This is a genomic window from Virgibacillus sp. NKC19-3 (assembly GCF_019837165.1).
GTDB lineage: Bacteria > Bacillota > Bacilli > Bacillales > Amphibacillaceae > Virgibacillus_L > Virgibacillus_L saliphilus.
Window position 1 is genome coordinate 3,936,338 of sequence record NZ_JAGYHC010000001.1, and the last position, 21,269, is coordinate 3,957,606.

Here is a 21,269-nt window from a genome sequence, read left to right on the forward strand (position 1 = left end):
AACATTGTTGAAGGTGGTGACTTGTTTGACAGAAACCGTTTACTTAGACATTAAAGGTATGCATTGCGTTCATTGTCCGTCCAAAGTGGAGAAAGCCATTGCTAAAATGAATGGCGTAAACCTAATAAGCGTGGATTATAAAACCGAAAAAGGCCGCGTAAAATTCGATAAAGGGCTGATCGACATTTCCGATATTATCGAGGAGATCGGTGAAGTTGGATTTGACGCAAAGCGAACTGCTAAATAATAAATATATATTTAAAGTAACTCCCCTTTGTATGAACAAGAAATATCCATACAAAGGGGAGTTTTGCTTTCATTATTGGCAATTAGCAAAAGCCGTAAACCAAAAAATCGCCCATATGCTTCATGCTTACCGCTAGACATCTTAAAGCGGCTGAAAGATCGCAACGTACACAATTCATTTATTTAAATGGCAACATACGGTACACTGACAATAGCAATCAAAAGAGGAATGAGTAATATGAAACAATTTTACAGTGATGTCGTTCAATATCGGGGAACCCATTATGACTTCGGTTATTTTCAAGGTGAGCTTCTCAGAGATTCGCCTATTTTACCGAATCGCGAAAAACAATGGGGGCCAAAGAAAGACCGTCACTTTATCATCGATTCCAAAACATATAAAGCGATTATGACAACATTTGCACCAGCCATCCTACATGAAATCCGCGGACTTGCCGATGCGCTTCAAATGGATATGGAGGATGCATTTCGTTTATTTGGCGGTTATTACCTGGAATATACTCGCAGCGGATGTTCTATTTTTACCGATCCTAATTTCATGGTCCGTAATTACGATAGCCATCCGAAGGGATACGAAGGCCGTTATATGCTATATGAGCCGACAGATCAAGGATATGCATTTATCGGACCATCCATGCAGATCACCGGGCGAATTGATGGGATGAACGAGAAAGGACTTGTGATGGGATATAATTTCACCCATAGCAAAAAATCAGGAGATGGATTTCTATGCAATATGATAGGTCGTCTCATTTTAGAAACGTGCAAGAACGTCTATGAGGCAATTTCCTTACTTAGGGAAATTCCGCACAGAAATTCCTTTAGCTATGTTCTTTTAGACCCTGCCGGCCAATCCTATGTCGTTGAAGCTTCACCAAGACAAGTCGAAGTACGGAAATCCAATGTATGTACGAACCATTTTCATTTACTACATGAAGAAAATCGTTATCGTCAGGATGAAACCCGTCAGCGGGAACAAACCATACAAGACCAACAAAAATACGCTACCAACCCTTATCAGTCTTTCAAAGTAATGAACGACCCTGATTATGGCGTCTTTTCAAATAAATACGATGCAGCAGCCGGAACGATTCACACGTCAACTTATTTTCCAAAAGAAAGGAAAGCTTGGTTCGTCATCGGTCCGGATCGAAAGCCGGTCATTTTCGACTTTTCCAAGTGGCTCCGAGGTGAGAATGTGAACGTTAAACAAATCAAAGGCGAACTTGATTATCCTGCGCCATTTGTCAATATGGAATAGATGGAAATAGACTATTGGCTTCCTACTATTTTCATTTGCCCCTTAGAAAGTCGATCAAGCGGTAATAAAATAGAGAGGGCTCCCCCTCTCTATCACAATTTCATATTTTTAAAGCAAGACCTTCCTCTTTATTCGTCTGCCAAAAACTTCACACAAACCGCTTCAGGGACATCGACGGTGGAGTTTAGCTGCGTGAGTCTACCTGTTTCCGCATCACGGGAGAATAACACAAGATTCCCTGTGTGTTGATTCGATGCTATTATAAACGCTTCACTTGGATCAAGTACAAAATCACGTGGCCAAGCGCCGCCTGTTGGGGTATATTCAACAAAGGTAAGTTCTTTGCTTTGCTCATCGACCTGAAACACCGTAATACTATTATGACCGCGATTGCCTGTATAGAGGAACCTGCCATCTGAAGAAATATGGATCGCACTAGCGTCATTTGTTTCATGAAAATCAGCCGGAATAGCTCGAATGGATTGTTTCTGCACGAAGCTGCCTTGATCTGCGTTGTAATCAAGCACAATGACCTCTGAACTCAGTTCTGTGATTAAATATGCTGTATTTCCTGATGGATGGAACTCAATATGGCGTGGTCCGCTCCCTGGTTCTGTATGGAACGTATGAGCATGGATAAGTTTACCATTCTCGACTTGATATGTCTTAAGTTCATCTGTTCCAAGATCTGCTGTTATGACATAGTTACCATCAGGTGTATAACCCGCATAATGCATATGTGGCTTTTCCTGGCGTTTATGCGGCCCATTTCCATCGTCCTGGATTTTAGAAGAGACCGGTTCCACAGCTCCTTGCCCGTTAACGCGGGATAATTCTACTGTGCCCTCGTGGTAGTTTGCGGTAACGAGTTCGTTTTGAAATATGTCAAGGTGACATGGCGGCGCTCCTTCTTTAAGCTCTCTGTTGATAGGCTCGAGCGCACCTGTTTCCTTATCGATGTCAAATGCAGCAACCCCTCCTAAATTCCCATCTTGGGCAACCGAATATAAATAACGATTATCCTCACTCATTGTCAGATATGTCGGACTACCTACTTTTGCTGCAACTTGGACTTCATTTAGCGATCCAGCTTCTGTATCAAGCACAAACCCATATATCCCTTCACTACTCTGGCGTGTATATGTACCAGCAAAACCAATATATTTTTTTCCCATTTTTTCCTTCCTTTCTTGAAATGATCCTCGATGTTCGAATTTGAAACACATCTATATAGTCTCATAACCCTGAAATCGGTGTCCAATGAAGAGCCTGTCACTGGTTAAAAATGGAGAAACGAACGAGAAATGATCACTAATTTCCCCTTTTGTAATCGATCCGATACGAGGGCAGCAGCTGCCTTCATCCTCCATCACATTCAGAAATTACTTTATATTAATAAGATGTCGATTAATTGAGAATATAAAACATAATTGAGAATAACCCCTCGTTATTACCTTATTAAATCCGCATATTACAACTTTAAAAAGCATCGTCACACTATGTTCACAATTAAAAAAGGAATTACTTTAATTCCAATTGACATAAGACTTATTTCATGTGATGATTAATATTGATTAGAATTATTATAATTTGTGAATGAAAAATTTCTAATCAAAAAGAATTCAAGGAGGAAATGTATCATGTCCCAAATTGGAAAAGAAATACTACCATTCAAAGCACAGGCCTACAATAGCAGTAATGGCGAATTTATCGAGATTACCGACGAAACCCTGAAAGGACAGTGGAATGTTGTTTGCTTTTACCCTGCAGATTTCTCATTCGTGTGTCCTACAGAGCTTGAAGACCTTCAAAAACAATACGCAACCCTGAAAGACCTTGGCGTTGAAGTGTATTCCGTTTCAACCGATACACATTTCGTTCATAAGGCATGGCACGATCATTCAGATGCTATAAGCACACTCGAGTATACGATGATCGGTGACCCTTCACAAACGATTACCCGCAATTTCGATGTACTGGACGAGGAAGAAGGTCTTGCACAACGTGGTACATTCATCATTGATCCGGATGGTGTAGTACAAGCAGCTGAAATTAACGCAGACGGCATCGGTCGTGATGCAAGTACACTTGTTGGCAAGGTAAAAGCTGCGCAATATGTACGTGAGAATCCAGGTGAAGTTTGCCCGGCAAATTGGGAAGAAGGTTCGGAAACACTGAAACCAAGCCTTGATCTTGTTGGTAAAATTTAAGGAGTGAATCACTGATGCTGGATAAAGACATAAAAGCACAACTCTCCCAATACTTACAAATGATGGAGGACGATGTGTTACTCACTGTTAGTGTGGGATCTGATGAAGTTTCCCGTAACATGTTAGAACTAGTGGATGAACTTGCCACCATGTCATCTTACATTAAAGTCGAGAAAGCACAGCTGGAGCGAGCACCAAGTTTTAGCGTAAATCGTCCGGGTGAAGACACTGGGGTAACGTTTGCAGGTATCCCGCTTGGACACGAATTTACTTCATTGGTGCTGGCGCTTCTGCAAATAAGCGGCAGAGCCCCGAAAGCAGACCAGAAGCTGATTGATCAGGTTAAAAATATGGAAGGTGAATATCACTTTGAATCCTATATCAGCCTGACCTGCCAAAATTGTCCCGACGTCGTACAGTCTCTAAACTTAATGAGTATTCTCAATCCGAACATTACGCATACCATGATCGATGGTGCAGCCTTTAAAGAAGAAGCAGAAAGCAAAAACATCATGGCAGTACCAACCGTGTTCCTAAATGGGGAATCATTCGGAAATGGTCGTATGACACTGGAAGAAATCATTGCCAAAATGGGCAATGCGCCAGATATTTTAGACTTTGCTGAAAAAGACCCATTCGATGTGCTTGTTGTCGGAGGCGGACCAGCAACTGCTAGTGCCGCTATCTATGCAGCACGTAAGGGAGTTCGAACAGGTATTGTAGCTGAGCGTTTTGGTGGTCAGGTCAATGATACTGCAGGCATTGATAACTTTATCAGTGTCAAGCACACCGAAGGTCCAAAATTTGTCGCAAACCTAGAGGAACATGTGAAAGACTATAACATCGACGTCATGAACCTGCAACGCGCCAAACGTATAGAGAAAAAGGACATGATCGAAGTGGAACTGGAAAACGGTGCTGTTCTAAAAGGCAAATCCGCTATCTTGGCGACAGGTGCACGCTGGCGTAAAATAGGAGTTCCCGGCGAAGATGAATTCAGAAACAAAGGTGTCGCATACTGTCCACATTGTGATGGTCCATTATTCGCAGGAAAACACGTAGCCGTCATTGGTGGGGGAAATTCAGGTATTGAGGCAGCTATCGATTTGGCCGGAATTGTGAAGCATGTCACAGTTCTTGAATTTGCACCAGAGTTGAAAGCCGACTCTGTACTGCAGGATCGTCTATACAGTCTACCGAATGTAACTGTCCTGAAAAATGCACAAACAAAAGAAATCACCGGTGAAGACAACGTAAATGGTATTACGTATGCAGCACGTGATACAGGAGTAGAGCACCATATTGAACTACAAGGTGTATTCGTTCAAATCGGTCTATTACCAAATACCGATTGGCTGGGCGACACCATTGAACGAAATAAATTCGGTGAGATTGTTATCGACAAACATGGTACAACCAATGTACCCGGCATATTTGCTGCAGGAGACTGTACCGATGATCCGAACAAACAGATCATTATTTCCATGGGATCCGGTGCAAATGCAGCCTTAAGTGCATTCGATTATCTCATCCGAAGTGAAGTGGAAGAACCAAGCTTAACGTGATATTTCAAACATCACTGCGCGTATCTCACTAGTAGCGCAGTGATGTTTTTACACATTAGAGATTTTTAGCCTAGCCATCTTATACTTCATTTACCCTCATGTTAACCCTTGATACTTTCAGCAACATACGTATAATTATGGCAATTTCTATTATAATGGCTAATAATAGTACAACTATATGATCTAAAAACGCGACAAAAATAATGAATGGAATTATAACCATGCTTATAATTGCAGTAATGACAGTAGCTTTACTCTGTTTGACTACTTCCATATCATTACGCCATGTATAGGTTGGAAAGTATAAATTTATGAAAAAACCAACAGTACTAATGAGGAGTAATGTGGAACATAATAATGGAACAATTGCTAGTAAGTACAATATACGTACATCAAATACCAGATTATATACGATTGCAGTTAAAACGATTCCTGGTAAAAATAAAAGTATATTAATTGAAATTTTCGCTAATGCCATCTTTATGGTAGAAATAGGAGCCACTAGCATGATCCAAATACTTCTACCTTCGAATGAAAGACTACAAGAAGTGGTTGTTGTAAGAATGACAAATGCGAAAATAATGAATGTAAATATATCTTGGGCTGTAATGGCAAATCCGTTTATATCATACGAAAACGAATGAATATTTGGGGTTAATCCACTTAACATACAGAGATTTAATACGATGATTGCTACGGGAGTCAAAATCGTATTACTTACATAAGTGAGTGAAGAAACATACAGTTTCATTTCCTTTGACAATAATGCGATGAAGGGTGAATTTACCTTCCATGTGGTGTTTATATTCCTTCGCTTTGGCTGTTTCTCTTTTAGTTCATAAAGAAAACGATGAAAGGCAGTTAATAAAAATATCACAATAAAAGTGGTCCCAACCGCAATACCAATTAACAAAATGACATTCACAAGAAAATGAAAGCTGCTGATTTCATCAAGCGAAAACCGCAAAATAGATGCATGTATCAAGGCTTCTTTATAGTCAATAGACTGTGTATTGCGTATAAAATAAATAAATGGGGTCACAAAAAGCACCAAAGTAATCATTGCTTCCGTTACATTGTTACGCCATTGAAGAAGGGTTAGAATATATCGTACGAACAATGAGATTAAGAAAGTCACATTGATGGAGATGAACGGAATGATAAAGCTTAACAATAAAACAAGAAGCAGTACAAAGAAAAAATGATGGATATACGTAATCGTTAGTATATATCCAAAAATCAAAACGATAGCAGTCAGGAAAATATGAATCATATATCTACTAAATAAGGGAAGCAGTTTGGCTTGCCAGTTTTTCATCGGCAGACTAAAAATGAAATCATGGTCCTTAGCTTCTATCAGGTCATCCGGCCCGCTCAGTATATTCCATATTCCAAAGACCCAAAACAAGATGGACGATAATAATACAAAAAAAGCTTGCATGTTATTATCCATCGTTACATCTATGGAAATAAATAGTATGTATCCTAAAAACATGAAAAATGCGGCAATGTAGCCTGAAATGGTGTAAATCGCATATTTTCGTACTTCTTTATTGGCATTCGTTAAATTAGAAATCTTCATTTGATTTTTCAACCGAAATAAAAACAATAACTTCAGGTTATTCATCCGACATCACGTCCCGAAATATATCATTTAATGATGCCTCTTGGAGAACGTTTTCCATCGTATCATTGACAACCACTTCTCCCTTATTTAGGATTACTAGCTTATTACAAATTTTTTCGGCTACTTCAAGTACATGTGTAGAATATAAAATGATGACACCTTCGTTTGCCCTACGTTTCATTTCGCTGGTCAAAAAATGGGTTGCATTTGGATCTAAACCAACAAATGGTTCGTCTAAAATAATGAGTTTCGGGTTATGCATGAACAGCGAAATTAGGACTAGCCTTTGCTTCATTCCGTGTGAGTAACTGGAAATCAGTTCATGGATAGCATTTTCCAATTCTAATTTTTTTAGCAAGTACGTTACATTTTGATCTAATGCCACTTTCTCCATTTTATAGAGGGAAGCTACCAATTCAATATAGGCCTTCCCTGTCATATTATCATATAACATAGGTGTGTCAGGAGCGTAGCCGATCAAAGATTTAAAATGTTCCGGGGTGTCTTTGACATCCGTATTACATAACGTCACTTCCCCTTCGTCAAATGCGTGAATGCCAACAATTGATTTAATCGTCGTGGTTTTACCTGCACCGTTTGCTCCAATAAATGCACAGATATCACCTTGGTTTAATTCCAAAGACACGTTTTTAACCCCTTTATTGGAGCCTTTATATGTTTTACTTATATTTTTGACTGATAACATTTTCTATTCCTCCTAGACTCGTTTGATGAAGACATTAGCCACATAGATATTAATCACCATGTAAACAATTGGCGCAATGGTCAACAACAGATTTGGACTATGCTTTTGAAGAAGTTGACTTTCTGCTAATGTAAGTGCCCCACTTGGCAAAAATAAGGAAAGGCTGTCATTGATATTTCCCAATAACATCAACACAACAGATAATAATATCGTGACGACACCAACAAACATCGAACTTTTGATGATCGTACTAAATAATACCGCTATACTTATGACGAAAAGAATCCATAAACTGTAAAATAGAAGAAACCATAAAAAATCAGTGATCGAATAATACCCAAAAAGATAAATCGTGTAAAAATAGGAAATCAATGACCCAATCGAGATACATACCATACTGATAAACCAGTTTCCCAAAAGTTTGGAGCTAATATATTCTAAACTGGATACGGGCCTTGTGAAGATAAAACCTTGCACGCCACTGTTCTTTTCACTGGTGATCATCCCCATGAAACTAATGATGAGTACGATTAATCCGATTTGATTAAATTGTCCGGAAAAAGTAGCAAGTAAGACCTCATTGGCTTGTGGTTCAGGGGCATTAGGGTCAATCATAATCCCCTTCATACCTCCAAAATTTTGGAGAATGACTTCCATGTATTTATCAATTAGTGGCTGTGTTACGCCAAGAATGGTAAAAAATAATGCTAACCAGAGAAATTTAATATTCCTAACAGCCTCTAACAACTCAACTTTGAACAGAATAGATATATTTCTCATACTTCCGACACCAATTCTAAAAATATGTTTTCTACATCTTTCTTCTCGTATGCCAGACCATTTATGTTAATGTTATGTTTATCCAATTGTTCTATCAGACGAGAAAAAATGATTGGTTCATTACTAGTAACTAAAAATTGTCCCGTTTTTATTTCTTGCAACTCGTAGGGGGCATCTAAATTCATGGTTGATGCTTTTTTGTTTACATGAACTTGGACATAGACTTTTTTACGATTGACCGTTTCATCTTGATTCGTTATATTTCCAATGATTTCTCCACTTTTTATAATAATGTATCGATCACAAAACTCACTTGCATCATCCAGAATATGGGTAGATATTAAAATCGTTGTGTGTGCCTTAAGCCTTTTTATGACGTTCTTGATTTCATTTCTGCCAATTGGATCAAGTGCAGAAACCGGCTCATCTAAGATTAAAAGCTTTGGACGATGTAAAATAGCTTGTGCAATGCCTAATCGCTGCTTCATTCCCCCAGATAATTCTTCCACTTTATCATTGTTTTTGTCTTTCAACCCTACTTCCGTAAGGACATCGTTAACTCGCTGATCAAGATAATCTTTACGTAAACCGGATAAGCTGCCGAAAAATCGTAACGATTCTTCACAAGTCATCCACTGTTTAAAATCGGTGTGCTGGGACAAGTAACCGATATCTTTCTTAACGTTTGAAATATCTTGGCCATGAAAGGTGATATTACCGGTTTTATAGTGGATGATACCCGTCATACATTTAATCAACGTCGTTTTACCAGCGCCATTCGGCCCTAATAAGCCGATACACTCCCCTTCTGCAATAGCAAAGGTAATATTCTTTAATATTTGTTTGCCTCTAAAAGACTTATTTACATGATGAACGGCGATCATTTTTGACCATTCTCCTTCCAATTATGAGGTAACTAATAGGCCCAACAGTATTGAGTAATACAATGACGATCAACCAAATGATTGGTCGGTTCACCATTCCCCTCCGACGATATAAATCAACTAATGCCACGACTAAAAGCAGCAAGTGCAAAGCCAAAACCGGAATAATCAATGGCAAAATAGCTCCCCAATCCACTTCCTTTAAGACGCTCATATCTGTATTCATCATGTCACTCCCTTTGTTATCATTATTGATAATGATAATTATATTATACTTTTCATTAAATATCAATTATGATAATAATAAAGTGAGGTGAACTATATGGAATTTGGATTATTTAAAAATCAAACGCGGTTTAAAATTGCATTAGAATTGATCGATAAACAAGAGGGATTATCCATCATGCAATTAAATGAATTGTTAGAGGATATACCACAGGCTACGTTATATAGGCATGTCAACGCCATGTTTGAGGATGGGTTATTAAAAATTACCAAGAAAAAGAAAGTACGATCCGGGGAAGAGAAGTTTTATGCGATAAAAACGAAAGCGTATAAAATAGGCGAGGATGAATGGAATCAGGCAACTTACAATGAAAAGATGAATTTTGTAACATATTATTTTATGTATGTGCTAAATGCCTATCAAAATTATCATGAAACAATTGATGAAAAAGACCAATCCACATTCTCCATCTCCAAGTTACATTTAGGAGAGACTCAATTTGAGGAATTTCAAGCCGACCTTAATCAGTTGATCAATAAATATTATCATGAAGCACAAGATGAGCATGGTAAAGAAAGGACCATTTCATTAGTGATCGTCCCCTAATCTATTTTGTTTCATCGCAATTATCTGTAACCTGCTGTACTATAAAATATTCTGATCGCTAAGAAGTTTGGCCGCAGGCAGCGAAAGAGCTCGCACCACCACGCCGTCCGGGCAATGATACACCAATGGAAGGTAGCTTCTTCGAAATATGCGTAAGATGAAATGCGTATGGTCAACCGCTTGAATAGGCTAGACCATTATAAATAACCCTTTCAGCAATCTGATTTCCTTCACAGGTGGATATCACTATATGCGACAGAAGGGGTTATTTTTCCTCTGCAAAAAGAGGGAACTTTGTCATAGCCCAAGGATAAAGATGCTTTCACGATATCATTTCACCTTGTGTCCCACCTCTTCTAAAGTGCTCTCCTTACTACTTTTTCAAAACCTCTTTCCCGCGCTATACCAGCGATAGCGCTGTCATTCATCTGAAAATTATTTCTTTATTTTTTTCAAACAAAGACCTAGACATGCAGCCGTCTCTTCCTCTATGATAGTGCTATTGTTTTTTTAGTCAGACAGAAAGGAAGTGTTCGGAATGGCTATGAAATTCTCTAGAAACATGATTTTATCCATATTTATGATTGGTACCTTTGCGATTGGTATGACAGAATATGCAGTAACCGGATTATTGACGCAATTTGCCGCTGATCTGGATGTGGCGGTTTCTACAACTGGATTACTGCTCAGTGTTTATGCTATCAGCGTTGCTGTCTGTGGACCGTTGCTACGAATGCTGACGGTTAAATTTTCACCAAAGCCGCTGTTAATCGCATTGATGTCCATTTTTATAATAAGTAATATCATTGCTGCAACGGCTCCTACTTTTGAAATACTCCTTTTATCACGGCTACTTTCTGCCTCCATGCATGCACCTTTTTTTGGTCTGAGCATGAGTATGGCTGTCGACATTTCTCCCGCCCATAAACGTACAAGCGCCATTGCTGCAGTACAGGGAGGACTTACCATTGCCGTGATGCTTGGTGTTCCGTTTGGCTCCTATATTGGCGGATTGCTTGATTGGAGACTCGTATTCTGGTTTATTGCCTTGATGGGAGCAGTTAATTTAATCGGCCTTCTGGTCGTTACACCTGATATGAAACAAAATGAAGTCCCTAAATTAACGAACGAATTAGCCGTATTGAAAAATAAAAATGTCTGGATGCTGATTGCAGTAATTGTTTTTGGGTTTTCTGGTGTATTCACTGCCTATACGTTTACCGAGCCAATGCTAAGGGAGCTTGCCGGATTTGATGTAACTAGATTAACCATCGGATTATTTCTATTTGGTCTTGGCGCAGTTATAGGAAATTTTGTCTCTGGGAGAATCCAGCCGGAAGTATTAACAGAGCGCTTGATTATGTCCCTGGCCATTTTAGGGATCGTGCTGATCAGTTTCACTTTCCTATTAATGAACCCTTTCCTCACTTATATAGCTTGTTTCCTATTTGGCGCCGGAACATTTGGTACGACACCGATATTAAATGCGAAAATTATCCTTGCAGCTACGGAGGCACCAGCCTTATCCGGAACGATTGCTGCATCTGTATTCAACCTGGCAAATTCTATCGGCGCAACGTTAGGCAGCTTCCTGCTTACAAATCATTTTTCATTCAGGGAAATTACCTTTATCGCTGGAGGAATGATTTTATTCGGTATGATTCTGATGGTTGTAACGCATAAAGTAGAAGATAAATCATTATTTACAGCTTCTGAAGAGGCTTATGAATAAATGAACAAAAGCGAAAAGCGCCTGGTTAAAAACGTAGAGACCCCCGCGTTGCAACTGAGATTAGATGAACGTGACTTGTCGCCAATGAATGGCGAAAGTCTACGTGAATCTTATGCTTGGAAAGCGAAAAGGAATCATGCCCCTGCATCAGGGGAGCCGTGCGTTGGCCGGCAAGGCCGTTCTTAGTCGGCCTTCCTTTGTCAAGTGAACCGATGATGACTTTCGCCACAGGCATAAGTGCGACTATGGCTCTGCCTGCGCCTGTCGGCTTGTCAGTCGCCAAGTCTTCTTTATCGTAGGGAGCTCTCGTGTTATCTCCTCGTTTTTGGCGCTTGTAGCTGGACGTAGCCATTAATCAATAATACGTTATGCCCAAGCAAATAATTTTATAATTTCCTAGGCATGGACAAAGGGACGGCCACAATGGTTCGTCCTGTTTACTTTTTCAAATATGATTATATTATTTATAACCACTGTGATAAATTCCTGTATAATACGTATATAAACAAAGCTACTGGAAAATAAAAAGGAAGACTAAAGGGAGAATGGATGTAGGTTAGATGAAAAAGAAGTTAGCTCCAGATGAAGCGATGACGTAAATGGAAACAAAAAACGAGGCAAGGAGACCCTAGAAATTGACTTATACGTATTTGTTGGTTTAGATATCGGTGGTTAGGTGACGATTCCAAGTGAAAAGCAATATATGTCGACGTAGAGAGAAATTTACTATAAAATCTATTCTCAATTTCATATAAACTTTAAAAAAATATACAAAAATCATATCTTTATTTGCTAATCTGATTTAAAATGAAATTAACTATTTTTTCAGGAGTGATAGGTGTGGAACAATATAAATTCGATGCAGAACATAGTAAAGAGATTGTTAATGCTATTGTTGAAGGTTATAGAAATTACGTTGAGCACCGTAAAGACCGTCATGAAAAAATGAAAATTAGTTCTGCTTTTGCATGGACAAAAGGAAATTTTATTGAAAGTCAAATTGCAGATATTAGTAGTGATCTCCATTTATTATACAAGAAAGCAAAAGCTGGCCTAACATGGGATTATCTACAATTTATACATGATGACACAAAAAAGATTTTCCTTATCAAAAATGCAACTTATTTTAATGAAAATAATTTTTCCCAGGCCGTACTACCCAACAAAGACATAAATCAAAGAGTACGCCGAACTTACCTGCATGAGCTTTCAAAAATTAACCAAAACCTAGATTTTCCTGCTGCTCATTCAAACCAAGAAAGTAGAATTGAATATAGTGAACAATTATCATTTTTTATTACCGAGAAACAAGTAAAAGATGAGCTTGACCAATTTAAATCATCATATAATGAGTTCCATATTCTCACCTATGAAATTGACGCCGCATATCAAATTTCAAAAATCGCGCATTATCTGCCGAATCCAGATGATAATATAGCATATATGGTAGAGGATCTTTCCAAATATATATCTGGAGCAGCGTTAAGCGATGACGAAAGAGAGATCGTTGCACCGAAACCAGACGATGATTTAATCGATCCTAGAGAATACGATATTGGAATCTTTGAAGATGAAGAAAATAAATAAATACTCTATTTTAGATAAGGGGGAGCGTTATGTTTATTGGTGAAAATTTAACCAACCTGCGTATCATGCTAGGGTTTTCACGAAAACAGCTCTCTGAGATGTTAGGTGTAACAGAACAGGCCGTTTGGCAATACGAAAATAATTATACATCACCCAGAATGGAAATTGTTAATGAACTAAAATCAATTTTCCAAGTAAAATCCAAATATTTTTATAAAAAGGATGTACTTCATCGATATATAAAAGCAGACAATATACCAGTGATGAACATTGCATACCGTTCAAAAATAATGAACGTTATTTCTAAAACGCAAGCAGAAGCAAAGCATATGGCATTTTTAGATAGCTTCGTTAACTATTTAACGGCTAAAGTGGCTTATCCTACCCAAAAAGTTATTCAACTAAGAAATGAAGTAATTAATTATCTAAATACTTCTAATGAAGATAGAGAAACCCAGATAAAAAATATAGCCATATTAGCACGTCAAGAACTACAATTTAGTAATGACACAAATGATGAGCTTATGTTTTTAGTGGAAAAAAGCGGTGTGTTTATTTTTGAAAAAGCAATTGGTGAAGAGATTGATGCTTATAGTTTGTGGACGAAACAGAATCGCCCTTTTATCATTTTAGGAAACTTGAAACAATCTGCAGTTCGGAGAAATTTTGATATTGCACATGAACTCGGTCACCTGTTGCTTCACTATCTAGTTGAATTTACCAGTTTAGATCGAAAAGAACAAAAGGCAATTGAAAATGAGGCTAATCAGTTCGCAAGCGCATTCCTTCTGCCTGAAGCACCATTTTTAACCGATATGCAAAATATTGCCCGCGTAACAAATCCAGACGCATATATGGACCTAAAGAAGAAATGGAAAACATCATTGCAAGTTTTAGGATATCGAGCGGCCCATTTAGGTATACTGGATGCGAAAAATCATCGCAATTTTTATGCGGCTCTTCACCGAAAAGGTTATTTAAAACGAGAGCCTCTAGATGAATCAATACCCATTCAAAAGCCGCAAAAGGTGAAATCGATCATTGATCTAGTTGCTAAAAAGGGAATGGTTGATATCCGCCAGATGATCGAAAATGATTGGATGGCAGAAACCACTTTCTTTCATCGATTAACAGGTATTAATAGGAGCTTTTTTAATAATTACCTGATTAGAGAACAGGATTTTGATCTGGTTAATGTAACTGACCTAGCATCTGTTATTCGTGAAAAGAATAGTTAGAATATGGCTTTTTATGCGTGTTCAAAAAGGATAAAAGAGACCGAGAAGTTCAATGTGGCGTAGTTTCGAGCAGACGATCTTGCGCGGGAAGGTGGTTTCTCTTTCCAAGAAACGGAATGTATGCATTCAGTGAGTAGCGGAGAAACAAGCCAACGGCGAAATTCAATGTGTCATTTTTACCGGGATTTTTGAACACCCTTCTTTAATGACAATACAGGTGTCAATCCTAATTTTTATTCAGTATAGGAAAGACACCGACCTTTTATTTCTTAACCATCCTCTTTTTCTTGCTCCCATGATTATACTATATTCTGAATAGTATGCACTTATATCTCATGTATATTTCTTATGATACTTTAAACTCGTTAAAACAAGACATTGTCCGCTAATTCCACACCAATTAGCCCCCATAAGCCAATTAATCACCATTCTTGCTCATACTTTATTATTCTGATAGGATTAATCCATCTATAAAATAAGAAGGTGATAATGCCATGTCCACACAAACTAATACAGCAAAGAATACAAGGTTCACTAGGTTTTTAAACGGGATTGAAAAGTTTGGAAATAAACTACCGGATCCATTTATGCTTTTCGTCGTTTTAGCCGTCATCGTCATTATTTTATCTTGGATTATATCCGCTTTTGATGTTTCCTTTATTCAGCCGGGGGAGAATGAAGAAGTTGCCATAAAAAGTCTTGTCTCCGTAGAAGGCCTACAATATATGCTCACATCCATGATCGACAACTTTGTTGGATTCGGCCCACTCGGAATCGTGCTTACCATGATGCTCGGGATAGGTCTTGCCAATAAGGTTGGTTTACTGGAGACATTTATCAAAAACACAATTCTACAGGCTCCGAAGCAACTTGTAACCTACGCTGTTATTTTTACAGGTATCTTGGGGAATTTAGCTGCTGATGCAGCTTTTATTATCGTACCACCCCTTGCCGCAATGGTGTTTTACAATGTAGGGCGTCACCCGTTAGCAGGGCTAGCTGCAGGATTTGCCGGCGTTGGCTCAGGATTTACTGCTAATATTATTGTAACCAATACAGATGCTGTACTTTCCAGTATCTCAGCAGAAATAATGGATACAGTAAACACAAGTGTGACTGTTACACCTGTTGATAACTGGTTTTTCATGATTACTTCCACGCTTTTATTAACTATAACAGGCGCATTGATTACGGAAAAGATTGTGGAACCAAGACTCGGTAAATACGAAGGAGATGCAAAAAAAGAATTTGAGCCTACAAAGCCAATTGAAAAACGAGCTTTACGAAATGCCGTGATTGCAGCTATGAGTTATATTGGAATCTTGTTGCTTATTCTCTTTCTACCACATTCACCACTCAGAAGTGAAGACGGTGGGATGATCCCCTCTCCATTTCTAGACGGGATTGTACCAATTATTATGCTATTTTTTGTTACCACCGCCGTGGCTTACGGGATTACCACGAAAAAAATTGAAAACTCCCGCACTATTGCTAAAATGATGGGTGAAGCAATTAAAGATATGTCCGGCTTTATCGTGTTAGTTTTTGCTGCGGCTCAGTTTATTTCTTATTTCGAATGGACAAATATCGGTTCATGGCTTGCTGTGAGTGGAGCTTCATTTCTTGAATCTGCTAATATGACAGGAATTGGCATTGTTATAGCCTTTATCTTGTTGACGGCTCTTTTAAATTTACTTATTTTTAGTGGGGCTGCTCTATGGGCGCTAGAAGCTCCTGTTTTTCTACAGATGTTTTATTATCTAGGGTACCACCCTGCTTTCATTCAGGCAGCTTACCGGATTGCTGATTCATCAACGAGTGTTATTACGCCAATGAATCCTTACTTTATTATTGTCCTCGCCTTTATGCAGGAATACGACAAAAAAGCGGGCTTAGGAACCTTAATGGCTTTAATGTTACCATACAGCATAATCTTTCTTGCATTATGGATCCTGTTACTGTTAGCATTTGTATTTCTGGGAATCCCATTTGGACCGGGAATTAGCGTTTATTTGTAGATCAGATTTGATATGTTTCATGCTTTAACAGCAGCTTCTCTTTAATGGGAAACTGCTGTTTTTGGTTTCGAGATTGGGGCGTTGTTTCTCCCCCGATTTGGGGGTGTGCTCTCCCGTTTCGGGTGGCTGCTCTCCCGAATTGAGGATGTGCTCTCCCGTTTCGGATGGCTGCTCTCCCGAGTTGATGGCTTTCCCTCCCGGCTCGGACTTCATCCGTAAGCAATAGGTTATGTTTCACTCATCCGATTCGATCCGGTTCATAAACTCTTCTGCCGCGCTATAGCCTTGCTGCTGTAGATACCAGTTGTTTGCTGCTGCTTCAATTAGCCCAGCCACATCCCTGCCTGGTTGGAGTTGAATTTCAATATGAGGAATAGGTACACCCATATAATCCGTGTTTTCCGTCTCCATCTCCAATTCATTATTCAAGGAATGCTTCTCCCATTTCGTCAGTTCAATATCCAATGCGATCCTTGTTTCACCCTGAAAGGCCTTCCTTCCATACACACGTGAAACATTTAATAATCCAATGCTCCTTAATGCGAGAAACTCCTTGTTTTTCTCATTGTGCGTACCAAGGACTGTTTGATGGCTCAGCTTTTTCAAAATAACAATATCATCGGCTACAAGCCGGTGTCCTCTGCCAATTAACGTATGGGCTGTTTCGCTTTTTCCCACACCAGACTCACCGCGCAAGAGTATCCCAATCCCAAACACATTCAGGCAAACCCCGTGGACCGCAATTTCCGGCGCCAAAGATTTTGTTAAATATCCATCCACCTTGGCAATAAAATCCGTTGTTGTTTCAGTGGTTATCAGTAAAGGGATCTTTTCTTTTGTACAATATTGCCGCAGGTAGGTCAAACCCTCTTGTCCGGCTGTTACGATAAAACACGGGGGATGATAATAAACTACATTCCCGATTCTGTGGTCTCGTTCCTCGTGACTTAACTGATGCAAATAACCAATTTCCTTTTTCCCAAGTATCTGAACACGTTCCATTGGAAAAAAGTCAAAATAACCAATGAATTCCAAACCTGGCCGATGTGTCCTTAACTTCGTAATCGGCCGATGCAATTGATCTTCTCCAGCTAGTATTTCTAAAGAAAATTCACGTACTAAATCCGCAACCTGAATTGATTTCACTTCTCCTACACTCCATCTCCATTATTTTCCTATCATGTACAGTTAACCTGTATAGAGTTTCACATGTTTAACGATATATGTGTTCATTTCCTCTAGTGTAACAAAAACAACGAGATCATGTGCGAATAATGCTTTTTGCTATAAAGTTTCCGACAGAAAAGCTAGTCATTCTGAAACGTCTGTAACAACCGATAGAATCGCCCTTTATATTTCATATCAAGGATACCGGCAATGAAAAGCAGGGTCATAATAAATATGATCGATTTTGTTTTAAAAGACTGTTGCATAAGATTACCTCCCACTAAATCATTTGAATAATGACTTAAACGTATAATTCCTTTTCCTAACTAAACAGTACCAACTCGGTTCATTTAAGATAAGTACACTGGAATAGCTTTATCCAGCACCAATTCATCTTCTGTAACTATCGAATCATAAGCCAAAATCTGCACCCCTTTTCGTGATGCCTCTAATAACGCATCCGCAAATGCCGCATCCATTTCTCTATGAGGGACCAAAGCACGGGCCGTTTTCATTTGTACCACAAATAGAACCGTACACGTATAGCCTTCCAAAGCAGCCCTGGCCAACTCCCATACGTGTTTCGCCCCTCTTAAGGTCGGTGCATCCGGAAATAAGGCGATTCCATCCTTCTCCAGTGTTACCCCTTTTACTTCGATAAATCCTTTTCTATTCTCTTGCTCAACGTAAAGGTCAAATCGAGAAGCACCAAACGTAACTTCCCTTTTAACCACGTTTACCTTGCTAAAATTGGGTATTTTCCCTACCGTAATCGCCTCAAAAGCAACCCTGTTCGGGGCTTGTGAATCAATATTTACCCAGCTTCCATTTTTGGCGGCAGCAATGAGCGAAAACCTTGTCTTCCTATTTGGATTTCCACTCTGTTCCAAAATCACGGCAGCACCAGGATGAAGAAGCTCTGTTAAGCGACCGGTATTTTTGATATGTACTTGTTCCTTTTTTCCGTCCATGAAAACTTCAGCAATGAATCTGTTTATTCGCTTATGGAGACGAGCATGTACGATTTCTCCGTATTTCATATGATCACTTCCTAGTATAATGTGGTTTACACCTACCGTAAAAACACCCCTCATCATGTCCAACCAACACGTGAGGGATGCCCCTTCTATTTCATCATCAATATGAGCGGCCACCACGTGGACAGCAATTGTCGGAAGTCGATAATATTCGCCTGATGCAAAAGAAAACCGAAACCAACGATGAGAAAAACCAAGCTAGACTCTTGCAGCCATTAACATACTTCCCAAAGCACAAAGTGTATCGTTACCAAATATAATACCGAGCTAATTATTCCCAAAATTACATCGCATGTCAATCCGGAGCGAAAAATTGATACAGTCATCTGGCCTGTCGTCAGTTTTATTCAAAATTAGCTATACGCCAGTTCTTTCTCGCCTAAACCAAGTGCCTTTTCCATGGAAACTTGGATCTCCTTCAATAGTTCCGGATTATCAGGCAACGACACCCCATAAGAAGGTATCATTTCTTTGATTTTTGACTCCCATTCATTCAATCGTTCTGGAAAGCATCTTTCCATAATCTCAAGCATGATGTCAACGGCAGTAGAAGCCCCCGGCGATGCACCCAATAATGCAGCGATGGTTCCATCCTTCGCACTCACAATTTCCGTACCGAATTGAAGTGTCCCTTTGCCGCCGTCCTCGGTATCTTTGATGACCTGAACACGTTGACCGGCCACAACATTATCCCAATCTTCACTTTTTGCATTCGGGATAAATTCCCTTAGTTCCTCCATCCGTTTTTCATTTGATAATACAACTTGCTGCATCAAATATTTGGTTAACGGGAACTCTTTGACGCCTGCTGATAACATGGTTAAAAGATTATCTGATTTCACAGACGTTACTAAATCAAGCAATGAACCGGTTTTTAAGAACTTTGGTGAGAAACCGGCAAACGGTCCGAACAGCAACGTCTTTTTGCCATTGATCATACGTGTATCCAAATGTGGCACAGACATTGGTGGTGCACCAACTTTTGCTTTTCCATAAACTTTTGCTTGATGTTGCTCGATAACCTCCGGATTATGACATACCATAAATTGACCGCTTACAGGGAAACCTCCAATATGCTCTGCTTCCGGAATTCCTGTTTTTTGAAGTAAATGCAGACTTCCGCCTCCACCACCGATAAAGACAAATTTTGCCGTGTGATATTCAATTTTCCCGTCCTGCCTATCATGGACTTTCACTTCCCATAATCCTTCACTATTGCGATTAATATCTTCCACACTATGCTTGTAGTTCACTTCCATGTCCGTGTTTTGCAGGTGATCAAATAAGATACGCGTTAAGGCGCCAAAGTTTACATCGGTACCAGCGTCCATTTTCGTAGCAGCGATCGGCTCATCTGACTCACGGCCGTTCATAATAAGCGGCATCCATTCCTTCAGTTTTTCCGTATCACTAGAAAATTCCATCCCCTGAAATAGCGGGTTCGTTGATAGCGCTTTAAAGCGTTTTTGTAAAAAAGCAACATTACTTTCCCCTTGCACTAAACTCATATGGGGTAACGTGCTGATAAAATCATGCGGATCGGAAATGACATTACGATTCACAAGATAAGACCAAAACTGCTTGGAAAGCTGAAACTGTTCATTAATCTTTACAGCTTTCGCTATATCGATAGAGCCATCCGGCCTTTCAGATGTATAATTCAGCTCGCATAATGCAGAATGGCCCGTACCCGCATTATTCCATTCGTTCGAGCTCTCCTCTCCTGCCCCTGCAAGTTTCTCAAACACCCTGATGTCCCATTCTGGTGCTAATTCTTGTAGTAACGTTCCCAACGTGGCACTCATAATCCCAGCACCAATTAAGATAACATCTGCTTGCGTGTGCTTGTTACTCATGTAATCCTTCCTTATCTTTTAAGTTTGATTTCGTGAAAATATGTAGATTGCTTGGATTGGTATATAAAGGTAGTGTGTTAGATAAATAAATATTCTCGCATTCTTTTATTATAAACCTATTTTGGGAATTTTTAAATGTGTAGAGAGTGGAATTTTTGATTCGTCAAAAATAGTCGTGCGAGTGATCCATCATCGCCCAACAACGTCGCTGCAGTCATTTGCGGAATGCTTTTAGTAATGACGTTGAACGAACTCCGCTACACTCTAATACTTTTATCTGCTCTGGTGTTACATTTGATATGGCAAGATTAGCATCGATACCATTCTGAACATGTTCAACAAACCATAAAAACGCCCCCGAAAATTAGATTTTTCTACTCTAATTTTCGGGGGTGGTGCCTAGTCTGTGATCTAGCAAATAGACTTTCTCTCCTTGCTTCTTTATATTATTTCTTTATTATACCGAGTTTACACATCAAAACAAGGAAGATGGGATAGGATA

At 39.2% G+C, this 21,269-nt stretch carries 20 protein-coding genes; 9 read left to right on the top strand and 11 right to left on the bottom strand.

What is annotated here, in order from left to right; translation table 11 throughout:
- Positions 1-25: 25 nt before the first annotated feature.
- Positions 26-247 carry a heavy-metal-associated domain-containing protein gene (locus KFZ56_RS18805; RefSeq protein ID WP_222643742.1) on the top strand — a complete coding sequence of 74 codons (222 nt, stop codon included), beginning with the start codon at positions 26-28 and terminating at the stop codon, positions 245-247.
- Between the two features lie 237 nt (positions 248-484).
- Positions 485-1,528: a C45 family autoproteolytic acyltransferase/hydrolase gene (locus KFZ56_RS18810; RefSeq protein ID WP_222643743.1), complete on the top strand. Its 1,044-nt coding sequence runs from the start codon at positions 485-487 to the stop codon at positions 1,526-1,528.
- A gap of 128 nt (positions 1,529-1,656) precedes the next feature.
- On the opposite strand, the gene KFZ56_RS18815 is transcribed toward KFZ56_RS18810, so the two are convergent.
- Positions 1,657-2,703 (bottom strand): lactonase family protein, encoded by a 1,047-nt coding sequence (locus KFZ56_RS18815; RefSeq protein WP_222643744.1) that lies wholly within the window; start codon positions 2,701-2,703, stop codon positions 1,657-1,659.
- A gap of 465 nt (positions 2,704-3,168) precedes the next feature.
- Between KFZ56_RS18815 and ahpC the strand changes: the two genes are divergently transcribed.
- On the top strand, positions 3,169-3,738 hold the full coding sequence (ahpC, locus tag KFZ56_RS18820) for an alkyl hydroperoxide reductase subunit C (protein ID WP_222643745.1): 570 nt from the start codon (positions 3,169-3,171) through the stop codon (positions 3,736-3,738).
- 11 nt (positions 3,739-3,749) lie between these two features.
- Positions 3,750-5,303: an alkyl hydroperoxide reductase subunit F gene (gene ahpF / locus KFZ56_RS18825; RefSeq protein WP_222644060.1), complete on the top strand. Its 1,554-nt coding sequence runs from the start codon at positions 3,750-3,752 to the stop codon at positions 5,301-5,303.
- A 79-nt stretch (positions 5,304-5,382) separates the two neighbouring features.
- Here ahpF and KFZ56_RS18830 read toward each other — a convergent pair whose 3' ends face one another.
- Genes KFZ56_RS18830 through KFZ56_RS18850 form a run of 5 tightly spaced genes read right to left on the bottom strand, consistent with a single transcriptional unit; the run spans position 5,383 to position 9,526 of the window.
- Positions 5,383-6,930, bottom strand: coding sequence for a hypothetical protein (locus KFZ56_RS18830; RefSeq protein WP_222643746.1), 1,548 nt, complete (start codon positions 6,928-6,930; stop codon positions 5,383-5,385).
- Complete coding sequence (locus tag KFZ56_RS18835) at positions 6,923-7,636, bottom strand: ABC transporter ATP-binding protein (protein ID WP_222643747.1); 714 nt, start codon at positions 7,634-7,636, stop codon at positions 6,923-6,925. Before KFZ56_RS18835 ends, KFZ56_RS18830 begins: the two co-directional genes overlap by 8 nt.
- Before the next feature lie 12 nt (positions 7,637-7,648).
- On the bottom strand, positions 7,649-8,416 hold the full coding sequence (locus KFZ56_RS18840; RefSeq protein ID WP_222643748.1) for an ABC transporter permease: 768 nt from the start codon (positions 8,414-8,416) through the stop codon (positions 7,649-7,651).
- Positions 8,413-9,300 carry an ABC transporter ATP-binding protein gene (locus tag KFZ56_RS18845; RefSeq protein WP_222643749.1) on the bottom strand — a complete coding sequence of 296 codons (888 nt, stop codon included), beginning with the start codon at positions 9,298-9,300 and terminating at the stop codon, positions 8,413-8,415. The genes KFZ56_RS18840 and KFZ56_RS18845 overlap by 4 nt, the downstream gene beginning before the upstream one ends.
- The gene (locus KFZ56_RS18850; RefSeq protein ID WP_222643750.1) at positions 9,275-9,526 is read right to left on the bottom strand and encodes a PLDc N-terminal domain-containing protein; all 252 of its coding nucleotides are present in this window, start codon (positions 9,524-9,526) and stop codon (positions 9,275-9,277) included. The genes KFZ56_RS18845 and KFZ56_RS18850 overlap by 26 nt, the downstream gene beginning before the upstream one ends.
- 96 nt (positions 9,527-9,622) lie before the next feature.
- Here KFZ56_RS18850 and KFZ56_RS18855 point away from each other — a divergent pair, with 96 nt between their 5' ends.
- The 5 genes from KFZ56_RS18855 (at position 9,623) to KFZ56_RS18875 (ending at position 16,707) form a co-directional block, all read left to right on the top strand.
- On the top strand, positions 9,623-10,132 hold the full coding sequence (locus tag KFZ56_RS18855; RefSeq protein WP_222643751.1) for a helix-turn-helix domain-containing protein: 510 nt from the start codon (positions 9,623-9,625) through the stop codon (positions 10,130-10,132).
- 538 nt (positions 10,133-10,670) lie between these two features.
- Complete coding sequence (locus tag KFZ56_RS18860; RefSeq protein WP_222643752.1) at positions 10,671-11,864, top strand: MFS transporter; 1,194 nt, start codon at positions 10,671-10,673, stop codon at positions 11,862-11,864.
- Positions 11,865-12,704: 840 nt separating this feature from the next.
- The gene (locus KFZ56_RS18865; protein ID WP_222643753.1) at positions 12,705-13,451 is read left to right on the top strand and encodes a spr1630 family ClpXP-sensitive toxin; all 747 of its coding nucleotides are present in this window, start codon (positions 12,705-12,707) and stop codon (positions 13,449-13,451) included.
- A gap of 29 nt (positions 13,452-13,480) precedes the next feature.
- Positions 13,481-14,689 (top strand): spr1629 family repressor/antitoxin, encoded by a 1,209-nt coding sequence (locus tag KFZ56_RS18870; protein ID WP_222643754.1) that lies wholly within the window; start codon positions 13,481-13,483, stop codon positions 14,687-14,689.
- 494 nt (positions 14,690-15,183) lie between these two features.
- Positions 15,184-16,707 (top strand): AbgT family transporter, encoded by a 1,524-nt coding sequence (locus KFZ56_RS18875; protein WP_222643755.1) that lies wholly within the window; start codon positions 15,184-15,186, stop codon positions 16,705-16,707.
- A gap of 234 nt (positions 16,708-16,941) precedes the next feature.
- Here the strand turns inward: KFZ56_RS18875 and hprK are convergent, their stop codons facing one another.
- The 5 genes from hprK to mqo form a co-directional block, all read right to left on the bottom strand.
- Positions 16,942-17,853 carry an HPr(Ser) kinase/phosphatase gene (hprK, locus tag KFZ56_RS18880; RefSeq protein ID WP_222643757.1) on the bottom strand — a complete coding sequence of 304 codons (912 nt, stop codon included), beginning with the start codon at positions 17,851-17,853 and terminating at the stop codon, positions 16,942-16,944.
- 161 nt (positions 17,854-18,014) lie between these two features.
- Positions 18,015-18,140 (bottom strand): hypothetical protein, encoded by a 126-nt coding sequence (locus tag KFZ56_RS19765; protein ID WP_255585247.1) that lies wholly within the window; start codon positions 18,138-18,140, stop codon positions 18,015-18,017.
- A gap of 84 nt (positions 18,141-18,224) precedes the next feature.
- Positions 18,225-18,914: a DNA/RNA nuclease SfsA gene (gene sfsA, locus KFZ56_RS18885; protein WP_222643758.1), complete on the bottom strand. Its 690-nt coding sequence runs from the start codon at positions 18,912-18,914 to the stop codon at positions 18,225-18,227.
- A gap of 86 nt (positions 18,915-19,000) precedes the next feature.
- Positions 19,001-19,108 (bottom strand): LiaI-LiaF-like domain-containing protein, encoded by a 108-nt coding sequence (locus KFZ56_RS20125; RefSeq protein WP_222643759.1) that lies wholly within the window; start codon positions 19,106-19,108, stop codon positions 19,001-19,003.
- A gap of 156 nt (positions 19,109-19,264) precedes the next feature.
- Positions 19,265-20,767, bottom strand: coding sequence for a malate dehydrogenase (quinone) (gene mqo / locus KFZ56_RS18895; RefSeq protein ID WP_222643760.1), 1,503 nt, complete (start codon positions 20,765-20,767; stop codon positions 19,265-19,267).
- Positions 20,768-21,269 lie beyond the last annotated feature (502 nt).

Bases quoted from the DNA above. Each gene is read 5' to 3' on its own strand.
- KFZ56_RS18810 (WP_222643743.1), top strand. From the start codon at position 485: ATGAAACAATTTTACAGTGATGTCGTTCAATATCGGGGAACCCATTAT.
- KFZ56_RS18815 (WP_222643744.1), bottom strand. From the start codon at position 2,703: ATGGGAAAAAAATATATTGGTTTTGCTGGTACATATACACGCCAGAGT.
- ahpC (WP_222643745.1), top strand. From the start codon at position 3,169: ATGTCCCAAATTGGAAAAGAAATACTACCATTCAAAGCACAGGCCTAC.
- KFZ56_RS18830 (WP_222643746.1), bottom strand. From the start codon at position 6,930: ATGAATAACCTGAAGTTATTGTTTTTATTTCGGTTGAAAAATCAAATG.
- KFZ56_RS18835 (WP_222643747.1), bottom strand. From the start codon at position 7,636: ATGTTATCAGTCAAAAATATAAGTAAAACATATAAAGGCTCCAATAAA.
- KFZ56_RS18840 (WP_222643748.1), bottom strand. From the start codon at position 8,416: ATGAGAAATATATCTATTCTGTTCAAAGTTGAGTTGTTAGAGGCTGTT.
- KFZ56_RS18845 (WP_222643749.1), bottom strand. From the start codon at position 9,300: ATGATCGCCGTTCATCATGTAAATAAGTCTTTTAGAGGCAAACAAATA.
- KFZ56_RS18850 (WP_222643750.1), bottom strand. From the start codon at position 9,526: ATGAATACAGATATGAGCGTCTTAAAGGAAGTGGATTGGGGAGCTATT.
- KFZ56_RS18855 (WP_222643751.1), top strand. From the start codon at position 9,623: ATGGAATTTGGATTATTTAAAAATCAAACGCGGTTTAAAATTGCATTA.
- KFZ56_RS18860 (WP_222643752.1), top strand. From the start codon at position 10,671: ATGGCTATGAAATTCTCTAGAAACATGATTTTATCCATATTTATGATT.
- KFZ56_RS18870 (WP_222643754.1), top strand. From the start codon at position 13,481: ATGTTTATTGGTGAAAATTTAACCAACCTGCGTATCATGCTAGGGTTT.
- KFZ56_RS18875 (WP_222643755.1), top strand. From the start codon at position 15,184: ATGTCCACACAAACTAATACAGCAAAGAATACAAGGTTCACTAGGTTT.
- KFZ56_RS19765 (WP_255585247.1), bottom strand. From the start codon at position 18,140: ATGCAACAGTCTTTTAAAACAAAATCGATCATATTTATTATGACCCTG.
- sfsA (WP_222643758.1), bottom strand. From the start codon at position 18,914: ATGAAATACGGAGAAATCGTACATGCTCGTCTCCATAAGCGAATAAAC.
- mqo (WP_222643760.1), bottom strand. From the start codon at position 20,767: ATGAGTAACAAGCACACGCAAGCAGATGTTATCTTAATTGGTGCTGGG.